Source organism: Sodalis praecaptivus (genome assembly GCF_000517425.1).
Lineage (GTDB): Bacteria > Pseudomonadota > Gammaproteobacteria > Enterobacterales > Enterobacteriaceae > Sodalis_A > Sodalis_A praecaptivus.
In genome coordinates, this window is the sequence record NZ_CP006569.1 from 3,249,325 (window position 1) to 3,272,550 (window position 23,226).

24 protein-coding genes and 1 riboswitch are annotated in these 23,226 nt (G+C 58.2%); of the genes, 18 read left to right on the forward strand and 6 right to left on the reverse strand.

Features of this window, described 5'->3' with window-relative positions; all coding sequences use genetic code 11:
• The first annotated feature begins 270 nt into the window (after positions 1–270).
• The 4 genes from SANT_RS14365 (at position 271) to SANT_RS14380 (ending at position 3,462) form a co-directional block, all read left to right on the forward strand.
• Positions 271–1,167, forward strand: a complete 897-nt coding sequence (locus SANT_RS14365) for an amino acid ABC transporter substrate-binding protein (RefSeq protein ID WP_025422973.1) — start codon at positions 271–273, stop codon at positions 1,165–1,167.
• A gap of 155 nt (positions 1,168–1,322) precedes the next feature.
• Positions 1,323–2,063, forward strand: coding sequence for an amino acid ABC transporter permease (locus SANT_RS14370; protein ID WP_025422974.1), 741 nt, complete (start codon positions 1,323–1,325; stop codon positions 2,061–2,063).
• Complete coding sequence (gene gltK, locus SANT_RS14375) at positions 2,063–2,740, forward strand: glutamate/aspartate ABC transporter permease GltK (RefSeq protein WP_025422975.1); 678 nt, start codon at positions 2,063–2,065, stop codon at positions 2,738–2,740. Before SANT_RS14370 ends, gltK begins: the two co-directional genes overlap by 1 nt.
• Entirely contained in the window at positions 2,737–3,462 is a 726-nt protein-coding gene (locus tag SANT_RS14380) for an amino acid ABC transporter ATP-binding protein (protein WP_025422976.1), read from the forward strand. Before gltK ends, SANT_RS14380 begins: the two co-directional genes overlap by 4 nt.
• A gap of 262 nt (positions 3,463–3,724) precedes the next feature.
• Here the strand turns inward: SANT_RS14380 and SANT_RS14385 are convergent, their stop codons facing one another.
• Positions 3,725–4,204: a zinc ribbon-containing protein gene (locus SANT_RS14385; protein WP_025422977.1), complete on the reverse strand. Its 480-nt coding sequence runs from the start codon at positions 4,202–4,204 to the stop codon at positions 3,725–3,727.
• A 269-nt stretch (positions 4,205–4,473) separates the two neighbouring features.
• On the opposite strand from SANT_RS14385, the gene leuS reads away from it, so the two are divergent.
• The 13 genes from leuS (at position 4,474) to lipA (ending at position 18,292) form a co-directional block, all read left to right on the forward strand.
• Positions 4,474–7,056 (forward strand): leucine--tRNA ligase, encoded by a 2,583-nt coding sequence (gene leuS / locus SANT_RS14390; protein WP_025422978.1) that lies wholly within the window; start codon positions 4,474–4,476, stop codon positions 7,054–7,056.
• 14 nt (positions 7,057–7,070) lie between these two features.
• Positions 7,071–7,649, forward strand: coding sequence for an LPS assembly lipoprotein LptE (lptE, locus tag SANT_RS14395; protein WP_025422979.1), 579 nt, complete (start codon positions 7,071–7,073; stop codon positions 7,647–7,649).
• A 34-nt stretch (positions 7,650–7,683) separates the two neighbouring features.
• Positions 7,684–8,715, forward strand: a complete 1,032-nt coding sequence (gene holA, locus SANT_RS14400) for a DNA polymerase III subunit delta (protein ID WP_025422980.1) — start codon at positions 7,684–7,686, stop codon at positions 8,713–8,715.
• Positions 8,708–9,361 carry a nicotinate-nucleotide adenylyltransferase gene (gene nadD, locus SANT_RS14405; RefSeq protein ID WP_025422981.1) on the forward strand — a complete coding sequence of 218 codons (654 nt, stop codon included), beginning with the start codon at positions 8,708–8,710 and terminating at the stop codon, positions 9,359–9,361. Before holA ends, nadD begins: the two co-directional genes overlap by 8 nt.
• Before the next feature lie 174 nt (positions 9,362–9,535).
• A complete protein-coding gene (rsfS, locus tag SANT_RS14410) occupies positions 9,536–9,841 on the forward strand; it encodes a ribosome silencing factor (RefSeq protein ID WP_038668612.1) in 306 nt (101 codons plus the stop codon).
• Between the two features lie 3 nt (positions 9,842–9,844).
• Complete coding sequence (gene rlmH, locus SANT_RS14415; protein ID WP_025422983.1) at positions 9,845–10,315, forward strand: 23S rRNA (pseudouridine(1915)-N(3))-methyltransferase RlmH; 471 nt, start codon at positions 9,845–9,847, stop codon at positions 10,313–10,315.
• A 37-nt stretch (positions 10,316–10,352) separates the two neighbouring features.
• Complete coding sequence (gene mrdA, locus SANT_RS14420) at positions 10,353–12,257, forward strand: peptidoglycan DD-transpeptidase MrdA (RefSeq protein ID WP_025422984.1); 1,905 nt, start codon at positions 10,353–10,355, stop codon at positions 12,255–12,257.
• Positions 12,258–12,263: 6 nt separating this feature from the next.
• Positions 12,264–13,376 carry a peptidoglycan glycosyltransferase MrdB gene (mrdB, locus tag SANT_RS14425; RefSeq protein WP_025422985.1) on the forward strand — a complete coding sequence of 371 codons (1,113 nt, stop codon included), beginning with the start codon at positions 12,264–12,266 and terminating at the stop codon, positions 13,374–13,376.
• Between the two features lie 9 nt (positions 13,377–13,385).
• On the forward strand, positions 13,386–14,546 hold the full coding sequence (gene rlpA, locus SANT_RS14430) for an endolytic peptidoglycan transglycosylase RlpA (RefSeq protein WP_025422986.1): 1,161 nt from the start codon (positions 13,386–13,388) through the stop codon (positions 14,544–14,546).
• A 323-nt stretch (positions 14,547–14,869) separates the two neighbouring features.
• Complete coding sequence (gene dacA / locus SANT_RS14435) at positions 14,870–16,081, forward strand: D-alanyl-D-alanine carboxypeptidase DacA (protein WP_025422987.1); 1,212 nt, start codon at positions 14,870–14,872, stop codon at positions 16,079–16,081.
• Between the two features lie 129 nt (positions 16,082–16,210).
• A complete protein-coding gene (gene ybeD, locus SANT_RS14440; protein ID WP_025244668.1) occupies positions 16,211–16,474 on the forward strand; it encodes a DUF493 family protein YbeD in 264 nt (87 codons plus the stop codon).
• A 14-nt stretch (positions 16,475–16,488) separates the two neighbouring features.
• Positions 16,489–17,148 carry a lipoyl(octanoyl) transferase LipB gene (lipB, locus tag SANT_RS14445; protein WP_025422988.1) on the forward strand — a complete coding sequence of 220 codons (660 nt, stop codon included), beginning with the start codon at positions 16,489–16,491 and terminating at the stop codon, positions 17,146–17,148.
• A 178-nt stretch (positions 17,149–17,326) separates the two neighbouring features.
• A complete protein-coding gene (lipA, locus tag SANT_RS14450; RefSeq protein WP_025422989.1) occupies positions 17,327–18,292 on the forward strand; it encodes a lipoyl synthase in 966 nt (321 codons plus the stop codon).
• 67 nt (positions 18,293–18,359) lie between these two features.
• Here the strand turns inward: lipA and tatE are convergent, their stop codons facing one another.
• A complete protein-coding gene (gene tatE, locus SANT_RS14455; protein WP_025422990.1) occupies positions 18,360–18,560 on the reverse strand; it encodes a twin-arginine translocase subunit TatE in 201 nt (66 codons plus the stop codon).
• Positions 18,561–18,732: 172 nt separating this feature from the next.
• A riboswitch (Fluoride riboswitch) is annotated at positions 18,733–18,796 on the forward strand.
• Between the two features lie 74 nt (positions 18,797–18,870).
• Between tatE and crcB the strand changes: the two genes are divergently transcribed.
• Positions 18,871–19,263, forward strand: a complete 393-nt coding sequence (crcB, locus tag SANT_RS14460; RefSeq protein WP_025422991.1) for a fluoride efflux transporter CrcB — start codon at positions 18,871–18,873, stop codon at positions 19,261–19,263.
• 127 nt (positions 19,264–19,390) lie between these two features.
• Here crcB and cspE read toward each other — a convergent pair whose 3' ends face one another.
• The 4 genes from cspE to yedD all read right to left on the reverse strand — a co-directional run bounded on the left by cspE (position 19,391) and on the right by yedD (position 23,099).
• The gene (gene cspE, locus SANT_RS14465) at positions 19,391–19,600 is read right to left on the reverse strand and encodes a transcription antiterminator/RNA stability regulator CspE (protein WP_025244663.1); all 210 of its coding nucleotides are present in this window, start codon (positions 19,598–19,600) and stop codon (positions 19,391–19,393) included.
• Positions 19,601–20,096: 496 nt separating this feature from the next.
• Positions 20,097–20,864, reverse strand: a complete 768-nt coding sequence (locus SANT_RS14475; protein WP_025422993.1) for a DUF481 domain-containing protein — start codon at positions 20,862–20,864, stop codon at positions 20,097–20,099.
• Between the two features lie 331 nt (positions 20,865–21,195).
• Positions 21,196–22,119: a kdo(2)-lipid IV(A) palmitoleoyltransferase gene (gene lpxP / locus SANT_RS14480; protein ID WP_025422994.1), complete on the reverse strand. Its 924-nt coding sequence runs from the start codon at positions 22,117–22,119 to the stop codon at positions 21,196–21,198.
• Positions 22,120–22,619: 500 nt separating this feature from the next.
• Positions 22,620–23,099, reverse strand: coding sequence for a lipoprotein YedD (gene yedD / locus SANT_RS14485; RefSeq protein WP_025422995.1), 480 nt, complete (start codon positions 23,097–23,099; stop codon positions 22,620–22,622).
• Positions 23,100–23,226 lie beyond the last annotated feature (127 nt).

A 23,226-nucleotide genomic window follows, 5' to 3' on the forward strand; every position in this document is an offset into this window, starting at 1 on the left:
ACGTGATGCGTGGGCGTAAACCGTCGCGCCGTCACGGTGCAGGCCCTGCACCGATAATGGGCATGACGCCGCCGTACGCCGCATTTTAGTGCGCAACGGTTCTCAAAACGGTAACATTTTTGTGTCGTTTTATTTACATTACGCTATTTTAACGGTAATTCGCTTGACGAATCCGTCCCTAAAGCGGGTCTCTCCTCAGGCCGGCTTGCCGCCTCAGGGCACCGGACGCTGAAATGTCAGATACCGTAATCACAGCAAAGGAGCAGGAAGATGCACATGCGCAAATTGGCGTTATCGTTAGTGATGATCGGCATTGCCGCCAGCCAGGCTCATGCCGAGGAATTAACGGGCACGCTGAAAAAAATCAAAGACAACGGCGTCATCGTGGTGGGCCACCGCGAATCGTCCGTTCCTTTCTCCTATTATGACAACCAGCAGAAAGTGGTGGGCTATTCGCAGGACTACTCCAACGCCATCGTTGATGCCATTAAAAAGAAAATCGACGCACCGAATCTGCAGGTGAAATATTTGCCTATCACCTCCTCCAACCGCATCCCGCTGCTGCAAAACGGCACCTATGATTTTGAATGCGGCTCCACTACCAATAACCTGGAGCGCCAGAAGCAGGTGGACTTCTCCGATACGCTGTTCATTATCGGTACCCGCCTGGCGGTGAAAAAAGGCGGCCCCATCAAAGATTTTAGCGACTTGGCCGGCAAGACCGTCGTCGTCACCGCCGGAACCACCTCTGAGGTGCTGCTCAACAAGCTCAACGATGAGAAGCAGATGAAGATGCGCATCATCAGCACCAAGGATCACGGCGACTCGTTCCGTACCCTGGAAAGCGGCCGCGCGGTGGCCTTTATGATGGATGATGCCCTGCTGGCCGGCGAGCGGGCCAAATCGCGTAAACCCGATCAATGGGATATCGTCGGCACGCCGCAATCGAAAGAAGCCTACGGCTGCATGCTGCGCAAAGATGACGCGCCGTTCAAAACGCTGATGGACGACACTATTGCCCATATCCAGACCTCCGGCGAAGCGGAGAAATGGTACGACAAGTGGTTTAAACAGCCTATTCCGCCGAAGGATCTGAACATGAACTTTTCCATGTCGGACGATATGAAAGCCCTGTTCAAAGCGCCTAACGATAAAGCCGTAAACTAATAACGATAATAAGGGCGGGATTGCCCGCCCTACTGATTGCTGACCAAAGGCCCGGACAGACAGACGCGCTAAGGCCGTTCCCCGAAGCGCGGCAACAGGGGGCCATTCATCAATCTTCAGGGTAGCGCTCGCTACCCTTTTTTACCGGAGTTTTTATGTCAACAAATTGGAACTGGGGAATCTTTTTTGAAGCGGCCCCGTTCGGCAACACCACCTATTTAGGCTGGCTATGGTCGGGATTCCAGGTCACCATCGCCGTGTCGTTCTGCGCCTGGATTATTGCCTTCGTCGTGGGTTCTCTGTTCGGTATCTTGCGCACCCTGCCCAATCGGTTTCTGGCGGGGATAGGCACCTGTTATGTAGAGTTGTTCCGTAATATTCCCCTGATAGTGCAGCTGTTTATCTGGTATCTGGTGGTGCCGGAGCTACTGCCGGCGTCCATTGGTACCTGGTTTAAAGCCGAATTGGACCCCACCATTCAGTTTTTTGTCTCCTCGATGCTGTGCCTGGGGCTGTTCACCGCCGCGCGCCTGTGCGAGCAGGTACGCTCGGGCATTCAGTCGCTGTCCAAGGGGCAGCTGAACGCCGCGCTGGCGATGGGACTCACGCTGGGGCAGGCCTATCGCTATGTCTTGCTGCCTAATGCCTATCGGATCATCGTGCCGCCGATGACTTCGGAAATGCTCAACCTGGTTAAGAATTCGTCGGTTGCCTCCACCATCGGCCTGGTGGAGATGGCGGCGCAGGCCAGCAAATTGCTGGACTATTCCGCCCACGCCTATGAATCTTTTACCGCCATTACCCTGGGCTATCTGCTCATCAACGCCGTGATTATGCTGGTTATGCATTTTGTCGAACGAAAAGTGCGCCTGCCGGGCAATCTTGGGAGCAAATAATGTACGAATTCGACTGGAGTTCCATACAGCCGGGCCTGCCTTATATGCTGCAGGGGATGGCCATTACGTTAAAAATTACCCTTACCGCGGTGGTAGTGGGCATTATCTGGGGCACCCTTTTGGCGGTGATGCGTCTCTCGCCGGTAAAACCCATCAGTTGGTTCGCCAAAATCTACGTCAATCTTTTCCGCTCGGTGCCGCTGTTAATGGTGCTGCTGTGGTTCTATCTGGTCGTGCCAAGCCTGCTGCAAAAGGGACTGGGCCTATCGCCGCAGACCGATATCCGGCTTATTTCCGCCATGATTGCGTTTTCGCTGTTTGAGGCGGCCTATTATTCGGAAATCATCCGCGCCGGCATTGTCAGTATCGCCCGTGGGCAATCCTCCGCCGCGTTGGCGCTCGGCATGACGCACTGGCAATCCATGCAGCTGATAATTTTGCCGCAGGCCTTCCGCGCGATGGTGCCGCTGCTGCTGACGCAGGGCATCGTGCTGTTTCAGGATACCTCGTTGGTTTATGTATTAAGCCTGGCCGACTTCTTCCGTACCGCCTCGTCTATCGGCGAGCGTGACGGGACGCAGGTGGAAATGGTGCTGTTTGCCGGTTTGGTTTATTTTGTCATCAGCCTGAGCGCCTCCACGCTGGTGAACTATTTGAAAAAAAGGACGGTTAGATGATTTCCCTGAAAAATATTTCCAAGTGGTATGGTCACTTTCAGGTGCTGACCGACTGCACCACCGAGGTCAATAAAGGCGAAGTGGTGGTGGTATGCGGCCCTTCCGGCTCCGGTAAATCGACGTTAATCAAAACCGTCAACGGCCTTGAACCCATTCAAGAGGGGGAGATTCGCGTTAATGGCATCAGCGTCAGCGATAAACGCACCAATTTGGCACAGCTGCGCAGCAAAGTGGGGATGGTGTTCCAACACTTTGAGCTCTTTCCCCATTTGTCGATTATTGACAATTTGACGCTGGCGCAGGTCAAAGTTCTGAAACGCGAGAAAGGCGCGGCGCGCGCTAAAGGCCTTGCCCTGCTGGAACGGGTTGGCCTGGCGGCGCACGCTAATAAGTTCCCCGGTCAGCTGTCCGGCGGCCAGCAGCAGCGCGTGGCGATCGCCCGCGCGCTGTGCATGGATCCGGTGGCGATGCTGTTCGACGAACCCACCTCCGCGCTGGATCCGGAGATGATAAACGAAGTATTGGATGTCATGGTGGAGCTGGCTCAGGAAGGGATGACCATGATGGTGGTCACCCATGAAATGGGCTTTGCCCGTAAAGTGGCCAACCGGGTGATTTTCATGGATGAGGGACGCATTATCGAGGACTCGCCCAAAGAAGCGTTCTTTGCCCATCCCCAATCGGACCGCGCCCGCGACTTCCTGGCGAAAATCCTGCATTAAGGCTGCCGCAGGTCGGACAGGGTGCCCATTGCCCCTGTCCGGCGGCGCTCGCCTCCCCTGCCCGGCGCACGGCAGCGCCAAAGGCTTATGCCTTGGGGGTATTTCCCCCGTGCCTTAAGCGGCAGCTAGCCGCTGCTTGTCCCACGGCGCCGTCTCAATCCCCCGATGACCTCCCTTGTCCCAGGGTGCCCTCCCTGAGGCTTAATGGCAGAGCGGGTCTTCGGTTGGCGTCCCTGACTACTCCCTATTGCCGCCGAAATCGTTAATGGAAAGGTTGGCGATGGAATTCATCGAAACCGCAATCCGGGCAGAGCGGTAACGTCTCCGGGGTATAAAACGCCAGGGTATGATGACAGCGCTCGCATACCAGATTGCCCAAACCGACCACCTCGCCGCTGTGGTAAACGCCATGATGGCTAACGTCCTTAAACACCTCTTTCCACTCCAGCTGTGTCCGGTCGGTAATCTCCGCCAGCCGTTGCCACAGGCTCTCTTTAATGACCCGTAGAAAAACGCTTTCGTCATCGTGCTCACGGCTTTCATCGTAACTGCGGGCGAACTCTTCCAAATCGCGCCGCACCGCGCGGGTGACATTTTCCACTTCAATGGGGGTAAGATCACCGCTGGCCAGCAGGCGCCGGCGGGCATCCGCCTCAAGCGCGTCGATATCCCGTTCTCCCTGTTCCAGCCGCTGGGTCAGCGAAGTAAGCAATTGATGGTAATGATGCGCGACCTTGTCCATTCTTCTCTCCTTGACCGGCGGCGCTGCCGGCATGTTGATACTATCCTCATAATGTTAGTCCAAATCTGTCTGCCCGCGGGGCGCCGAGGCCGTTTACGAAGCGGATTTGCCGCGCGCGCCGCGAATATTGTTAGAAAAACGGCCCAGCCGGGCGCTGGGTGTTGTTGCCGCTATCGCTTATCAGCTATGCTAGGCGGATCCTAGCATTATGCTTTAATACGCTCCCTGCGCGAGCGTCGCCGTATTTCACTTAAGGACCACTGGCTGCCATGCAAGAGCTTTATCGCCCGGAAGAGATAGAATCCACCGTCCAGCAACACTGGCATGAAAATGATACGTTCAAGGTCACCGAAGACCCTGGCAAGGAAAAATACTACTGCCTATCCATGCTGCCCTATCCTTCCGGCCGCCTGCATATGGGGCATGTGCGCAACTACACCATCGGCGACGTGATAGCCCGCTATCAGCGCATGCTGGGCAAAAATGTCCTCCAGCCTATCGGCTGGGACGCGTTTGGCCTGCCCGCCGAAGGGGCCGCGGTAAAAAACAATACCGCGCCGGCGCCGTGGACCTATGCCAATATCGATTATATGAAGAGCCAGCTAAAACTGTTGGGCTTCGGCTACGACTGGCATCGTGAACTCGCCACCTGCCGCCCGGAATATTACCGTTGGGAGCAGTGGTTTTTTACCCGCCTGTATGAAAAGGGCCTGGTATATAAAAAGACCTCGGCGGTCAACTGGTGCCCGCAGGACCAGACGGTGCTGGCCAACGAGCAGGTCATCGATGGCTGCTGCTGGCGCTGCGACACCAAGGTCGAGCGCAAGGAAATCCCGCAGTGGTTCGTGAAAATTACCGCATACGCCGACGAACTGCTGTACGATCTGGATAAGCTGGAGAGCTGGCCTGAGCAGGTGAAAACCATGCAGCGCAACTGGATCGGCCGTTCGGAAGGGGTGGAAATCACCTTCCAGGTCGTCGACAGCGAAGAGACGCTTACGGTCTACACCACCCGCCCGGATACCTTTATGGGCGCCACCTACGTCGCGGTCGCGGCGGGTCACCCGCTTTCCCTGCAGGCGGCGGCGTCCAATCCGGCGCTGGCCGATTTCATCCAGGAATGCCGCACCACCAAAGTGGCGGAAGCGGACATGGCCACGATGGAAAAAAAGGGAATGGATACCGGCCTGCACGCGCTGCATCCGCTAACCGGCGAGACGTTGCCGGTTTGGGTGGCCAATTTCGTGCTGATGGATTACGGCACCGGCGCGGTGATGGCGGTACCGGGTCACGACCAGCGCGATTTTGAGTTTGCCCGCAAATATGACTTGCCCGTCAAGCCGGTCATCCGCAACCCCGACGGCAGCGAGCCGGATATCAGCGCTCAGGCAATGACCGACAAAGGGGTGCTGTTCAATTCCGGCGAATTCGACGGTCTGGATTTCCAGGCCGGCTTCAATGCTATTGCCGATGCGCTGGTGGCGCGCGGCGTCGGTGAGCGCAAGGTGAACTATCGCCTGCGCGACTGGGGGGTTTCCCGCCAGCGCTATTGGGGGGCGCCGATCCCGATGATGACCCTCGAAGACGGCACCGTAGTGCCGACGCCGGAAGATCAACTGCCGGTCGTGCTGCCGGAAGACGTGGTAATGGACGGTATTACCAGTCCGCTGAAGGCCGATCCCGAGTGGGCCAAAACCATCTACCGCGGCCAGCCGGCGCTGCGTGAAACCGATACCTTCGATACCTTCATGGAATCCTCCTGGTATTACGCGCGCTATACTTGCCCGGATTATGACCGCGGCATGCTTGATCCCGCCGCCGCCAACTATTGGCTGCCGGTGGATCAGTACATTGGCGGTATCGAACACGCCATCATGCACCTGATGTATTTCCGTTTCTATCACAAGCTGCTGCGCGACGCCGGCCTGGTCACCTCCGACGAGCCGGCCAAGCGCCTGCTGTGTCAGGGTATGGTGCTGGCCGACGCCTTCTACTACCTTCGGGACAGCGGCGAACGCATTTGGGTCTCGCCGGTGGACGTCAGCGTGGAGCGCGATGAGAAAGGCCGCATCGTCAAAGCCACCGATGCCACGGGCCGCGAGCTGGCCTACGCCGGCATGAGCAAGATGTCGAAATCGAAAAACAACGGTATCGACCCGCAAGAGATGGTGGAGAAATACGGCGCCGATACCGTGCGCCTGTTTATGATGTTCGCCTCGCCCGCGGAAATGACGCTCGAATGGCAGGAATCCGGCGTGGAAGGCGCCAATCGGTTTTTGAAACGCGTATGGAAACTGGCGTATGAGCATACCCAGCTGGGCCCGGTGGGTACGCTGGATATCGCCGCCTTGAACGACGAGCAAAAAGCGCTGCGTCGCGAAGTGCACAAAACCATTGCCAAGGTCACCGACGATATCGGCCGCCGCCAGACGTTCAACACCGCCATCGCCGCCATTATGGAACTGATGAACAAGTTGGCGCGCGCGCCGCAGCAGACCGAGCAGGATCGCGCGCTGCTGCAGGAGGCCCTGGTGGCGGTGGTGCGGATGCTTTATCCGTTCACTCCCCATGCCTGCTTCACACTTTGGCGGGCGCTGGGGGGCGAAGGGGATATCGATAACGCCCCGTGGCCTGTCGCTGACGACGCCGCTAGGGTGGAAGATGCCAAACTGGTGGTCATTCAGGTCAACGGCAAGCTGCGCGGCAGAATTACCGTGCCCGCAGACGCCGACGAAGCCTTGGTACGTGAGCGCGCCTCTCAGGAACATCTGGTGGCGAAACATCTGGAAGGGACCACGGTACGCAAGGTGATTTATGTACCGGGTAAACTGCTTAACCTGGTCGTGGGTTAACAGAAGGAGACGTTGTGCGATATCGGACTTTAGCACTGATCTTGGGCTTGGCGGTGATGACCACCGCCGGCTGTGGTTATCACCTGCGCGGCACCACCGCCCAGGTGCCGACCGAAATGAAAACCATGACATTGAACAGTTATGATCCTTACGGCCCGCTGACCCGTGCCGTGCGCGCTGAACTGCGTCTGAACGATGTGACGCTGCTTGACGACGCCAAGGACAAAAACGCGACGCTGCCGTCGCTTAGGATTGTCAATTCGTCGGAAAGTCAGGTGACCGCGTCGGTATTCCAGGATGGGAAAACCGCCGAATACCAGATGACGCTGAGCGTACAGGCACAGGTGTTGATGCCCGGCAAAGATTACTACCCCATCGATGTGAAAGTTTATCGTTCGTTCTTTGATAACCCGCTGACGGCGCTGGCGAAAGATGCCGAAGGGGACATCATCCGTCAAGAATTGCGTCAGCAGGCGGCGCAACAGCTGGTGCGTAAACTGCTGACGGTGCATGCCGCCGAGGAGGCGGATAATGCGCTGGACGCGAAATTGAAGCAGCAGCAACCGCGGCCGACGGCGGCGCCGGCGTCCTGATGAACCGGTGCTCTGTGTCACGGCGGGCGGCACTATGATCCGGCTGTATGCCGAGCAGTTGGGCGCGCAGTTGCAAGAGTCGCTGCGCCCCTGTTATCTGCTGTTCGGCAACGATCCGCTGCTGCTACAGGAAAGCCAGGATGGTATTCGCGATCGGGCCCAGGAGCAGCAGTTCGACGAACATTTCAGCGTTACGCTGGACGCCGGCACCGACTGGGACGCGATTTTCAGCCTGTGCCAGGCGCGCAGCCTGTTCGCCAGTCGCCAGACGCTGTTGCTTGTCCTGCCGGACGGTGGCGTTCAGGCCGCCATGGGGGAAAAGCTACTTCAGCTGGCGTCGCTGCTCCATGAGGATCTGCTGCTGATCCTGCGCGGCAGCAAGCTGACCCGCGCCTTGGAGAACACCGCCTGGTTTAAAGCGCTTAGCCCGCGTGCGGTGCTGGTGAGCTGCGCCACGCCGGAGCAGGGGCAATTGCCGCGCTGGGTGGCGAGGCGCGCCAAAAGCATGAAGCTGACGCTGGATGACGCCGCCTGCCAACTGCTGTGCTATTGCTACGAGGGCAATCTGCTGGCGCTGGCCCAGGCGCTGGAGCGACTGTCGCTTATCTACCCGGACGGCAGTCTGACGCTGCCGCGGGTCGATGCGGCGGTAAACGACGCCGCGCATTTTACCCCGTTTCACTGGGTCGATGCCGCGCTGGCGGGTAAGAGCAAACGCGCCGCGCACATTCTGCGTCAGCTGCGGCTGGAAGCCGCGGAGCCGGTGATCCTGCTGCGCAGCATTCAGCGCGAAGTTCTGCAATTGCTGACGCTGAAACGGCAAATGGCCGCCGCGCCGATGCGCACGCTCTTCGACCGCCATAAAGTGTGGCAGAACCGCCGGCCGCTGCTGACACAGGCGTTGGGGCGGCTTACCCTGCCGCAGCTGCGGGACGCGGTGGCGTTAATGACCCACATTGAATTGGCGCTTAAGCAGGATTATGGCTATCCCGTATGGTCTGATCTGAACGCGTTGGCGCTGCTCTTGTGCGGCAAAACGCTGCCCGCGGCGATGCTTAATGGCTGATCGCGCTCTGAGGGCCTTTTACGGCGGCACCTTCGACCCTATCCACTACGGGCATCTGCGGCCCGTTATTGCGCTGGCGCGCCTTGTCAACCTGCAGCAAGTGATCCTCCTACCGAACAATGTCCCGCCGCACCGGCCGCAGCCGGTAGCGTCGGCGCAGCAGCGGCTGGCGATGGCGCGCCTGGCGATCGCCGAGGTGCCGGACGCGCTGTTCACCCTTGATGATCGTGAACTTCGCCGCTCAACGCCCTCCTGGACGGTCGATACCTTTGAAGAACTGCGCCGCGAATATGGTCCCGACGCGCCGCTGGGCTTCATCATTGGCCAGGATTCGCTGCTCACTCTGCCGCAATGGCACCGCGGCCTGGCGCTGCTGGACCTTTGCCATCTGCTGGTGTGCGCCCGTCCCGGCTATGGCGACGGGCTGGACGGCAAGAGCGACAACCGCTGGCTCACCCGCCGGTTAACCCGGGATCCGCAGGCGCTGCATCGGCAGCCGGCGGGGCTTATCTATTGCGCGGATACGCCGCAACTTGCCATTTCCGCCAGCGACATCCGGGCACGTTACCGTGAAGGCCGCGCCTGCGATGGCCTGCTCCCCCCCGCGGTGCAAGGTTATATTGACGAACAGGGCTTATACCGTTAGTGTGCGCGCCATGCTATGCTATGCGCCTTATCTCGCCGGCCAGGCCGGCGCTGTGATGCCAAGTTCATTCCGCGGTCAACCGGCGCCTGGCAGCTATCCCATTGACTATTGCGCCACCCGTTTCCCGCGTGGCGCGCGCGAAGCATACCGGAGGGGGAACCTTTGCTAGATACCATGCTCAAAGATTTTGTTGTTGACAAGATAGACGATTTGAAAGGGCAAGACATTATTACCCTCGACGTGCGCGGCAAGTCGAGCATAACGGATTGCATGGTTATCTGCACCGGGACATCCAGCCGCCACGTCATGTCCATCGCCGATCATGTGGTGCAGGCGTCGCGCGCCGCCGGCCTGATGCCGCTGGGCGTGGAGGGGGAAAACGCCGCCGACTGGATCGTCGTCGATCTGGGCGACGTGATTGTGCATGTGATGCAGGAAGAAAGTCGCCGCCTGTACGAGCTGGAAAAACTCTGGAGCTGAGGTTTGAAACTGCAGCTTATCGCCGTCGGGACCAAAATGCCGGGTTGGGTGCACACCGGGTTTACCGACTATCTCAAGCGTTTTCCCAAAGAGCTGCCCTTCGAGCTGACGGAAATTGCGGCCGGTAAGCGCGGCAAGAATGCGGATATCGCGCGCATTCTGGAAAAGGAAGGGGAACTGATGCTGGCTGCGGTAGCAAAAGGCAATCGCATCGTCACGCTGGATATCCCCGGCGCACGCTGGGAGACGCCGCAGCTGGCGCAGCAGCTTGAACGCTGGAAGCATGACGGGCGCGACGTCAGTCTCCTTGTCGGCGGGCCCGAGGGGCTGGCCCCCGCCTGCAAGGCAGCCGCCGAGCAAAGCTGGTCGCTGTCCCCGTTAACTTTGCCGCATCCGCTGGTGCGGGTGCTGGTCGCGGAGAGCCTGTATCGTGCGTGGAGCATTACTACCAATCACCCTTATCACCGCGAGTGAAGCGGTGAAGATGGTTAACGTGAAATAATTCCGCTGAATGAAAATAGAACGTAACCCCTTCCGCGACTATTCAGCCGAGTCGGCGCTGTTCGTGCGCCGCGCCCTGGTAGCGTTCGCCGGTATATTGCTGCTGACCGGCATACTTATCGTCAATCTGTACCATTTGCAAATCGTCCGCTTCGAGGATTACCGCACCCGCTCCAATGAAAACCGCATCAAACTGGTTCCCATCGCGCCCAGCCGCGGCATCATCTACGACCGCAACGGCACCCCGCTGGCGCTGAATCGCACCATTTATCAGTTGGAGCTGGTGCCGGAAAAGGTGGACGATTTAGCCCAAACCATCGCCGCTCTGCGCCCGATTGTCGATTTAACCGATGACGATATTGCCAATTTTGAAAAAGAGCGTAAACGTTCCCGCCGCTTTACCTCGCTACCGCTTAAAGTGGGTTTGACCGACGTGCAACAGGCCCGTTTCGCCGTTAACCAGTACCGTTTTCCCGGCGTCGAAGTCAAGGGCTACCAGCGCCGCTACTACCCCTACGGCTCCGCGCTTACCCACGTTATCGGTTATGTGTCGAAAATCAATGACCGCGACGTGGAACGCCTGGATAAAGAGGGCATCTTGCCGAACTATGCCGCCACCCACGATATCGGTAAGTTGGGTATCGAACGTTACTATGAAAGTACGCTGCACGGTAAAACCGGTTACGAAGAGGTCGAGGTCAATAACCGCGGGCGGGTGATCCGCCAGTTGCACGAGCAGCCACCGCAGGCGGGTAAGGATATTACCCTGACGCTGGATCTCAGCCTGCAACAATATATTGAGAAACTGCTGGCCGGCAGCCGCGCCGCGGTGGTGGTGGTCGATCCCCGCGACGGCGGCATCCGCGCGCTGGTGTCCAACCCAAGCTACGACCCGAACCTGTTTGTCGACGGTATTTCCAGCAAGGATTACCACGCGCTGCTGGAAGACGAAAACCGCCCGCTTATCAATCGCGCCACCCAGGGGGTGTACCCGCCCGCCTCTACCGTAAAACCCTATATCTCGGTTTCGGCGCTGACCCTGGGTGTTATCAATAAAAATTTCTCGCTGTTTGATCCGGGCTGGTGGCAATTACCCGGTTCGGAAAAACGTTACCGCGACTGGAAGCGCTGGGGACACGGGCGGTTGAACGTCACTCGAGCGCTGGAGGAGTCGGCGGATACCTTCTTTTATCAGGTGGCCTATGATATGGGCATCGACAGGCTTTCCGAATGGATGACCAAATTTGGCTACGGCCAGTATACCGGCATCGATTTGTCCGAGGAGCGCGCCGGCGTGATGCCGACCCGCGATTGGAAGATCGCGCGGTTCAAAAAACCCTGGTATCAAGGTGACACCATCCCCGTTGGCATCGGTCAGGGCTATTGGACCGCCACGCCGGTGCAAATGTCTAAAGCGTTAATGACGTTGATTAATGACGGCGCGGTACGCACGCCGCATCTGCTCTACGGTACGCGGGAAAACGGCCGCCAGGTCCCCTATCGACAACCGGAACAGGCGCAAATCGGCGATCCTCATTCCGGTTATTGGGAGATCGCCAAAGACGGTATGTATGGCGTCGCCAACCGGCCGAACGGCACGGCGCGCAAAAGTTTTGCCGACGCCCCTTACAAGGCGGCGGCCAAATCCGGTACCGCCCAAGTGTATGGCCTGAAGGCCAACGAAACCTACAATGCGCATAAAATCGCCGAACGTTTGCGTGATCATAAGCTGATGACCGCTTTTGCCCCCTATGACAAGCCAACGGTGGGGGTGGTGGTGATACTGGAAAACGGCGGCGTCGGCCCGGCGGTGGGTACCATTACCCGCCAGATTTTGGATCATATCCTCCTGGGCGATAACACCACGGACTTACCGGCGGAGCCGCCCGCCCCGCCCGGCAGCGAGAGTGATTAACCGATCATGACTGATAATCCGCAACAAACCTCCCTGTGGAACAAGCTGCACATTGACGTAATGCTGCTGTTTTTCGTCACCCTGCTGCTGGTCTACAGCGCCCTGGTGGTGTGGAGCGCCAGCGGCCAAGATGTGGGCATGATGGAACGTAAGATTGCCCAGATTGTTATGGGCCTGCTGGTGATGCTGGTGATGGCGCAGGTGCCGCCCCGCGTCTATGAGGCCTGGGCGCCCTATTTGTATATTTTCTGCGTGTTTCTGCTGGTGCTGGTGGATGCCTTCGGGCAAATCAGTAAAGGCGCGCAGCGCTGGCTGGACCTGGGTTTTATCCGCTTTCAACCCTCGGAAATCGCCAAAATCGCCGTACCGCTGATGGTTGCGCGCTTTATCAACCGCGACAGCTGTCCGCCGTCGCTGAAAAATACCGCTATCGCGCTGGTGCTGATTTTCGTGCCCACGCTGCTGGTGGCGGCGCAGCCCGATCTGGGCACCGCCATCCTTATCGCCGCGTCGGGCCTGTTCGTGCTGTTTTTGTCCGGCATGAGCTGGAAACTGATCGCCGTGGCGGCGCTGCTGGTGGCGGCGTTTATCCCCGTGCTGTGGTTCTTTTTGATGCATGATTACCAGCGCGACCGGGTCATGATGCTGCTGGATCCTGAAACCGACCCCCTCGGCGCCGGCTACCATATCATCCAGTCGAAAATCGCCATCGGCTCCGGTGGCCTGTCCGGCAAAGGCTGGCTGCACGGCACCCAGTCGCAGTTGGAGTTCTTGCCCGAGCGCCACACCGACTTTATTTTCGCGGTGCTGGGGGAGGAGTTGGGGCTTATTGGCGTCCTGGTGCTGCTGGCCCTTTACCTGGGGGTCATCATGCGCGGTCTGGTCATCGCGGCGCGGGCGCAGAACACGTTCGGACGGGTCATGGCCGGCGGTTTAATGCTGATTTTGTTCGTTTATGTGTTCGTGAATATCGGTATGGTTAGTGGTATCTTACCGGTGGTTGGCGTGCCGCTGCCGCTGGTGAGCTACGGCGGCTCGGCGCTGATCGTGCTAATGGCGGGGTTTGGTATCGTCATGTCGATACATACTCATCGAAAAATGTTGTCTAAAAGTTTATAGAGGTGAGCAATGCGAAAGCTTTGGTGCATTATCGGCATGATGGGATTAGCGCTCAGCGCCTGTACCACCCAGCAGGAGACCCAACCCTCGACGCAGGCACAGCCCGCCTACACCGGGCCCGTTGTGGAAATCAGCGGCGCTGAACCACGTTATGAGCCTTATAATCCGGGCAACATGCAGGATTACGAGGTCAACGGCAAGCGCTACAGCATCGTTAAAAACCCGCAAAATTTTAGCCAAACGGGCCTTGCCGCCTGGTATGACAGCGAAAGCAGCGGCAATTCCCGCACCGCCAGCGGCGAGCCATTCGATGCCTACGCGCTGGCGGCCGCCCATCCGACGCTACCGCTGCCCAGCTACGTGCGGGTGACCAACCTGAGCAACGGCCGCCAACTGGTGGTGCGCGTTAACGACCGCGGCCCATACACGCCGGGACGCATCATCGATCTGACCCGCGCCGCCGCCGACCGACTGAATATTTCCAACAATACCAAGGTACGGGTCGACTTCATTCAGGTGGCGCCGGACGGCACGCTGACCGGCCCGGGCACCGTCGGCACCGTGGTGGCGAAACAGAGCTTCGCCCTACCGCCGCGGCCGGATCTGAGCGTCACGGGCGCCTCTGGCGATAGCGGCGCGGCACTCTCCTCCGGCAACGGCGCGACCATGGTCGGCAATAGCGGTGCGGCGGTGCCCGCGGCGACGGGAAGCCGTGCCGGCGCTAACGGCGCGCTGCTCAGCGCCGACGGCGGCGCGGTCGACCAAGGTGGCGCCGGCGCGCAGTCCGCCGGCCAACAAACGACGGCACCGCTCGCTGCCACCGGTCAACGCAGCGGGTTCCTCGGCGCGCCGTCGGCCTTACCGGCGGGCGTCGTGGAAACTCAAAACGCTGAAACCGCGGCCAGCGCCGTGCCCCCCGCCGCGGACGCCGCACCGCCGGCCGCCGCCGGCCGTTTCATGGTGCAGGTAGGCGCCATCGGCGATGCCCAGCGCGCCGCCAATTGGCAAAAAGACCTCAGTAATCGCTTCAGCGTGCCGGGTAGAGTCTCGGCCAACGGCAATTTATTCCGCGTGCAGTTAGGCCCGTTCCCGAGTCGTCAGCAGGCGCAGGCGCTGGTGCAGCGATTGCAGAGCGAAGCCCAGCAACAGGCCTTTATCACGGCGCTATAGCCGCCGCGATCGACAATGTCACAACCGACGCCGCTTGACCGTTCCCGACCGGCGGCGTCCGTTTCCCGGCAACCACCGTCTACCGCTTCCGACCGGCGCCCTCTACCTGTTCCCGGCCGGCGGCGTTTGATGGTCTTTGGCCAGCGCGCTCTGACCGGGGTCGCCGGCCGTTTGTCAATAAGTCGATGCACCGTGTAAACCCCTGAAACAAAATTATTTGCCTCAGCCGCACGCGGTGCCGTTTTGCCTGATGCCGCCATTTTTGACATCTGGTATAGTGTGGCACGATTTTAACTTACCCCCATGGATGCCGTTATCCTGACATGAAGAATGTAACTACACCCCGCTTATTCAGTCGGTTAGCCTTGAGTACCGTTTTGGTCATGGGCGTTGTTTCCGCAAGCTTTGCCGACGATGTCAATCTGAAGACCATGATTCCGGGCGTACCGCAAATCGACGCCGAATCCTACATCCTCATCGATTACAATTCCGGTAAAGTGCTGGCGGAGATGAATGCCGACGCGCGCCGCGACCCCGCCAGCCTGACCAAAATGATGACCAGTTATGTCATCGGCCAAGCCATTAAAGCCGGCAAAATCACCCCGAATGATGTGGTTACGGTAAACAAAGACGCCTGGGCCACCGGCAATCCCGTGTTCAAAGGCTCCTCGCTGATGTTCCTGAAACCGGGCGATCGGGTACCGGTGTCGCAGCTCAACCGCGGCATTATTCTTCAGTCGGGCAATGACGCCTGCGTAGCGATGGCGGACTACGTTGCCGGCAGCCAGGATGCGTTCGTGGGGCTGATGAATAATTATGTCAGCGCGCTGGGGCTGCAAAATACCCATTTTGAAACCGTCCACGGTCTGGATGCCCCCGGACAGTTCAGCTCCGCCCGGGATATGGCCATGATCGGTAAAGCGCTGATCCGCGACGTGCCGGACGAGTACGCCACCTATAAAGAAAAAGAATTTACCTTTAACAACATTCGTCAGATGAACCGCAACGGCCTGCTGTGGGACAGCAATCTGAACGTCGACGGCATCAAAACCGGCCATACCGAATCCGCGGGCTACAATTTGGTCGCCTCGGCGACCGAAGGCCAGATGCGCCTTATTTCCGCGGTACTCGGCGGACATTCCATGAAAGGCCGTGAAAACGAAAGCCGCAAGCTGCTGACCTGGGGTTTCCGCTTTTTTGAAACCGTGGCGCCGCTGAAGGCCGGCAAAGAGTTCGCCGCCGAGCCGGTGTGGTTTGGCGATAGCGACAGCGTGAAGCTGGGGGTGGACAGCGATGCGTATCTGACTATCCCGCGCGGCCGGATGAAGGATCTCAAAGCCAGCTATGTGCTGGATAATCAGGAATTACACGCGCCGCTGGCGAAAAATCAGCGCGTCGGTACCATCAATTTCCAACTGGACGGTAAAACCATCGAACAACGCCCGCTGGTGGTGCTTAATGAAGTGAAAGAAGGCAATTTCTTCAGCCGCATGGTCGATTATGTCAAGTTGATGTTCCACCATTGGTTCGGTTAATCCGTTCATCCCTTGTCAGGGGCGGATCCGCGCCCCTATAATAACCCTATTCTATCTGCCCCCGCTGCGGCGGGAGCGCCGGCGCCTGCCGCCGCTGCGGTATATCCATGCCGGTCACCGGGAGTCCTTATGAAAACCAAACTGAATGAATTGCTCGAATTCCCCTGCCCGTTTACTTATAAAGTGATGGGTAGCGCCCAGCCGGAATTGGTGGATCAGGTGGTGGAAGTGGTGCAGCGCCACGCGCCGGGCGACTATTCGCCGCAGGTTAAACCCAGCAGCAAAGGCAATTACCACTCCGTTTCCATTACCATTACCGCCACCCATATCGAACAGGTCGAAACGCTGTACGAAGAGCTGGGTAAAATAGACATCGTACGTATGGTGCTGTAAGCCGGGAGATCATCGTGTCAGAGAGCCTGGTTATCCGCCAGCTGGGTCTGCAACCTTATGAGCGGGTGTCGCGGGCGATGCACCGCTTCACCGATGAGCGTAACGCCGCCAGCGCCGATGAGATCTGGCTGGTGCAGCATCCGCAGGTCTTTACCCAAGGCCAGGCCGGTAAGGCTGAGCATCTGTTGCAGCCGGGCGCTATCCCGGTCATCCAAAGCGATCGCGGGGGTCAGGTGACCTTTCACGGTCCGGGACAACAGGTGATGTATGTCCTGCTGGACCTGCGCCGCCGCCGGCTTGGGGTGCGCGATCTGGTTACCCTACTGGAGCAAACGGTCATCGCCACCCTGGCGCGCTTCGCTATTTCCGCCCACGCCCGCGCCGACGCGCCGGGCGTCTACGTCGGCGCCGATAAAATCTGTTCGCTCGGTTTACGTATCCGCAAAGGCTGCTCCTTCCACGGACTCGCGTTGAACGTGGCCATGGATCTCTCGCCTTTTCTGCGTATTAACCCCTGCGGCTATGCCGGTCTACGCATGACGCAGGTGAGCGATCTGTCCCCCGGCACCGGCATGGACGATGTGGCGCCGGTGCTCCTCGCAGAATGCCTGCGGCTGATGGACGCTACGGCCGGCGAAATACAGGGGTGGGATGCGGCGCACTACGGCGCTTGAACCGCGGCGTGATGCCCTGCACAAGCGCATTGGCCCCTCAGGCCACGTTTTGCATTCACCCGCTGTGAACAACATGTTATAATTTTTAAAATTTTTTTGATACTCGTTTAATATTCACGTAACAGGCTGATTTACCTACTCTTCAGGCTGTCGACTTCGGGACTGGACCTGCACCATTATGAGTAAACCGATACAGATGGAACGCGGCGTTAAATACCGTGACGCTGACAAAATGGCGTTAATTCCCATCAAAACCGTCGCGGTGGAACGTCAGGAAATCTTGCGCAAGCCCTCCTGGATGAAAATTAAACTGCCCGCCGACTCGAGTCGCATTCAGGGCATCAAGGCCGCGATGCGTAAAAACGGCCTGCACTCGGTGTGCGAGGAAGCGTCCTGCCCGAACCTGGCGGAGTGTTTCAACCACGGCACCGCGACTTTTATGATCCTGGGAGCTATCTGTACCCGACGTTGCCCGTTCTGCGATGTCGCGCACGGCCGCCCCGTCACCCCGGATGCCAACGAGCCGGAAAAACTGGCGCAAACTATCGCCGATATGGGGCTGCGCTACGTGGTGGTGACTTCCGTCGATCGTGACGATCTGCGCGACGGCGGCGCCCAGCATTTTGCCGATTGTATAAGCGCCATCCGCGCCAAAAATCCCAGCATCCGCATCGAGACGCTGGTGCCCGACTTCCGCGGCCGTATGGATCGCGCGCTGGATATCATCAATGCCGCGCCGCCCGATGTTTTCAACCACAATCTGGAAAACGTGCCGCGCCTGTATCGCCAGGTGCGCCCCGGCGCCGACTATCACTGGTCGCTCAAGCTGCTGGAGAATTTCAAGGCCGCGAACCCGCATCTGCCGACCAAATCGGGCCTGATGGTCGGACTGGGTGAAACCAACGCTGAAATCATTGAGGTGATGCGCGATCTACGCCGTCACGGCGTCACGATGCTTACGCTCGGCCAATATTTGCAGCCCAGCCGCCATCATCTGCCGGTTAAACGCTATGTAAGCCCGCAGGAATTTGACGAGATGAAACAAGAAGCGCTGGCGATGGGCTTTACCCATGCCGCCTGCGGGCCCTTCGTGCGCTCGTCCTACCACGCGGATTTGCAGGCCAAAGGCATCGAAGTCAAATAAAACGCCGGCGCGCGGGCAAAAAAAAGGGCGGGCGCCACCGGCGACCACCCTTCTTTGCCGCGAAGACTTATTCTTTGCGGTCAGCGATACGCGCCGCATCATCAGCCTGCGTCTGCTGCGCCGGCGCCGAGTCATCGTTCATGGCCTTTTTAAAGCCTTTGATGGCTGCACCCAGGTCGCCGCCCAGCGAGCGCAGCTTTTTAGTGCCGAACAACAACACGATCAGGGCGCCGACGACTAACAATTTGGTAATGCTTAAACCTTCCATAACCACCTTCCGGGTTAACGCTGGCTGATAACTTCAGCAGTGAATGAATATTACCTGCTTTTTACCGCTAATGCGGCTGCAATACAAGCGATATGTGTAACAGATTGCCACCCGTTACGCCTGTTGCCTCCCCTCGTCAACCGCTTTTCCGTGCCGCGAATTCTGTTATACTGACCCATCAGGAGATGACATTCCTCCTTATAACCGCCGTTCTGGCTGATGATGTCTACGTTCGCCCGCAGGTATTGGGGAACGTGGCGTCACGTTTTCCTTTCCGGGGTTTTACCCACTCTCATTGTGAAAGGTTGCTATGTTTGCCTTATTTTCGGCCGTCTTCATCGGCGGCGGTATCGGTAGTGTTCTGCGCTGGTATGTTAGCATCAAATTAACCCACTCGGGTCTGCCCTTTCCCGCCGGCACACTGCTCGTCAATCTTGTCGGCGCGTTCATCATTGGTTTGGCGCTGGCGCTCTTCCCCCGGATGCCGCAGTTGGATCCGGCCTGGAAGTTGCTGCTGACCACCGGTTTCTGCGGGGGCCTAACCACCTTTTCCACCTTTTCCGCCGAAGCGGTGGCGCTGATGGCCGGCGGGCAAATCTTTTGGGCCGCAGGGAATATCCTGCTCAACCTGCTCGGCTCGCTGCTGATGACGGCAGTGGCGATGGGCGTGGTAAACTGGCTGGCGCCGCCGCTGCCGATTTAACTCGGCGGCCCGCCACAGGCCACCGGGCTTTGTCGGCCATGTCCGCACGCCGTGATCCCCTACGCTACGCTGAAAGCAAGGCGAAAAAAAACCCGCACCAGGGCGGGTTTTTCAAGAAACTGGCTAATTAAATAGCAGTAACGTCAGCAGCCGAAGGGCCTTTGGCGCCATTGGTGATTTCAAACTCTACGCGCTGACCTTCAGCCAGGGTTTTGAAACCGTTGCTCTGGATGGCGGAGAAGTGTACGAACACGTCTTTGCTGCCATCTTCAGGCGTAATGAAACCGAATCCTTTGGACTCATTAAACCACTTAACGTTACCTTTAATCTTAGACATCAAACTTACCTTTAAATAAATGATAGACACAAACTCTGTGTCGTCGAGTAGTACAGCAATTGGCAAGCTTTTTGTCCAGCATTAGATCAGTAATCCGTGATAAATATTGCTAAAAAAACATTTTAACCTGCGGATCACGCTGACAGCGTGGGGCATCTGCTGACGTCAAGGCCGTTTCCCCCCGCGTGAACAGCCAAAGCGGCGCGCGCTGCCCCTCTGCGCATTATCTCGCGTTCGCCGGTCGGCCACTGAAAGAATCTGCTCCGCATTCGGAAAACACCGCCATGGACGGTGCGCAATCGCAACAACAGTTAGTTGAAACGCGGCGACGGGCGGTGCGCAATCGCAACAACGGCGGCAGCCGAAAAGCGACGAGGGACGGCGCGGGAAATGCGGTGGCGGAGGGTGCATAAAAAAAGGCGCCGTGGCGCCTACATGACATCGAACATCGGTCACGACCGACGGGTAACGCTTATCCGGCAGCGCCGGTAAGCCATCACTGCATTTTATAGACCAGCGAGACCGACGTTTTCGTATCGGTATGCTTCGGCGCGCTATCCGGCGGATTTTGGTTCCAGGTCACGTTGTAAGCGACTTTCAGCGCAAAATGATCGTTGATATCGACATTCAGCCCGGTTTCCGAGTTCACCGTGGTGTCATCGTTGGCGAGCAGCGACAGCCCCTGAATAAATTTGGTGTTGTCGGTCAACTGGTAGCTGTACGAGGCCGCCGCATAACCCAGCGCTTTGGTGGAATTGCCGCCGCCCTGGTATTCATCATGGCGCACGCCAGGACCCGCTTCGACGCGCAGGGTGTGGATAGGCCCGGTCAGCACTTGGCGACCGTAGCCGGCGACCAGCGTATCGCGCGAACGGTAGCCGTTATAGCGATCGCTCAACCAGCTCCCCTGAGCAAACAGAAAGTTTTGCGTGCTGAGGTTATGGCGGGCACGGGCGCCGGCCTGATATTTCTCCGAGCTGCGCTGATCGTCGGACGAGTTGTTGGCGGCTTCCCCCCAAAGGCTATAGGCATTCGACTGCTGGAACCAGGTCATGGTGGTGCTGGCGGCCAGATTGGAATTGCGGGTATTGCCGCTTTGGGCGTTGTAGCTTGCCTGAGCATCACCATCAAAGCTTTTTTTGGCGGTGGAAGGATCATCGAGTGCGGTAAAGATATCGGTGTCGGCGAAAGTGTTGAAACTGGCTAGCGACATGCCAAGGGTGGTCAACAGAGAGAGTGCCCGGAAGCGCTTATTGCGTAACATAAGATACCTGTCAAATTGGCGAAAAAGGGTAATGCGCATTTAAAGTTCATCAGTGTAGCCAAACGAAGCCGCCGCTGTACTAGTAATTTTTTGTAATATTGGTAACAAAATTTGAGAGAAAAGCCGAAAAGTTGAAGAAACAGGAGCGGGGAGGAAACGTGTTAGGACACATTAGCAGGAATAATTAGATTAATAAATAACTTAGCGGTATCTCTGTTCTCTTTCATCGCCCCAGTTATCCACAGGGCGGCCGTGTTCGGATAATTCTGGAACCGCGATACTTGCCCCCCTGGCCCTCTCGATTAAGCCATCAGCCGGGCCGGCAGCATGTCTACACATACAGCGACAGCTCGCCACGCGGCCGGGTTTTGAAACGGCGATGCAGCCAAAGATATTGATCCGGCGCGCGCAGTATCTCCTGCTCCACAATCCGATTCATATAGCAGGTGGCCGCCATTTCATCGTTCTGCGGGTAGTCCCTTAGCTGCGGCTGAATCAACAGCTGGTAGCCGCGCCCATCTTGCTTGCGGATAAGCACCACCGGGACCAGCTGCGGCTGAGCCAGCCGGACCAGCGTGTAGGTGCCGCGGGTGGTGGCCGCCTGGGGAACAGCGAAGAACGGCGCAAAAATACTACCCCGCGGACCGTAGTCCTGGTCCGGCGCAAACCACACCGTTTCGCCCTGCTTCAAGGCGTGGACCATACCGCGCAGGTCTTTTCTATCCAGCATGGCTTTATTGGAGCGCATACGGCCCCAGGTCTGAATGAGCTCCATCACCTTATTGTTATGGGGCCGATACATGGCCATCATCGGCTGGCATAGCCCCATCGCCCGCCCACCGAGCTCCAGCGACATGAAATGGATGCCGATGACCATCACGCCACTGCCGTGGCGGCTGGCCTGTTGCAGGTGCTGCAAGCCGGAAACGTCAAACCAGCGTTTGACGCGCGCATCGGACCAGAACCAGGCCATCCCCGTTTCCATTAGGCCCATGCCCAGGGAGGTAAAGTTATTGTTGACCGTGTCTTCCAGACGCTCTCTGTCCATATCGGGGAAGCACAATTCAAGATTGCGCCGGGCAATGCGCACCCGACGTTGCAAAAAAGGCTTGGACATACGGCCGAGGAGGCCGCCCAACCGTCGCAGCAGCGGATAGGGCAACTGCACCAACAGCCAGAGCACGCCCAAACCGAACCAGGTGAGCCAATAGCGCGGGTGCAGTAGAGCAAGGGTAAACTTCTGTGGTTGCGGCATCAATTTTTCCTAATGATGAGTTGCATTACGTAACGCATCAATCAGAAAAAACATCAATAGCGATACAGGTTGCAACTATGACACTTTCCGGCGTGAGTTATTCGCTGAAAAGTTGTAATCTTTCATTTCTTTACATGAATCAGCGGTTCAATTAACCGGCATCTCTGCCTGACGGCCGGCCTCAGTTTCGGGCTTCACGATTCAACCAGCCCATAGCATGAAAGGCTATGAGTCCGGCAACGGCGAGAGACGGGACTAGGGAGAGCGGATCGCTTCAAGCGCGAAGGGAGCATATCAGAATGCGGGCGCGGATACCCGTAAAGACAGGTAAATTATTTTTACCAATACCTACGTCAGCCACCGCCAGCGCGCGGCCGGCAGCCTGACGTAGACGGCCGCGGTCGCGGCTTAACCCGATAAGCTCTGATGGGGAAGGCGAAAGCGCAGAGCATCGGGTGCGGCGTTAAGGCCGGCGATGGACGGCATCGGTCTTAGCCGGGTTATCTCACCACGCCGGTCTTTTTATGCGCCCCGCTGCCGGGGGCTTTTGCCGTCGGCGCCGCGGCGCTAAATACCCAATTATCCCCTTGCCCGGAGATGAACGGCTGGCATTGTGCGGTGGGTGACGCGCTGCGCTGCAAAGTGAGATTGCCGTAATGTAAAACATCACGGTCCAGTCTCAGCGCGCTCAATTCGTTTTTCTCGTTGATGTTATACAGCCGGGCATCGCGCGCGGTCAGTTTACCCGGCCTGATGATCGTCCGCTGCCAGCTTCTGCAATCCAGCGTGGTCCCCGACCGACTGATTATCAAGCTAGCCACCGCCTCGGGGCTAATCAGCGCCTTCTGCGGCGTGGTGCTGGTCCAGATGCCGGCATAGCCCGGCGGTGCCGGAGCCGCCACGACCTGGGTATATTCCGGCGCGCCGGCGCATCCGCTCAGGGCCGCCGCCAGTAGTAACAGGACGGGAGTTCGCTTCATATTCAGATCCTTGTGAAAGAGAGCCGAAATGTTAGCATTAAATACCCCGTCGGTTTAGCCCCTTTTTTGGCCGCCTGGCCATCGCCCTCTCGCTTGGCCCCGGCAACCGTGGCCGGCGCACGGGCAC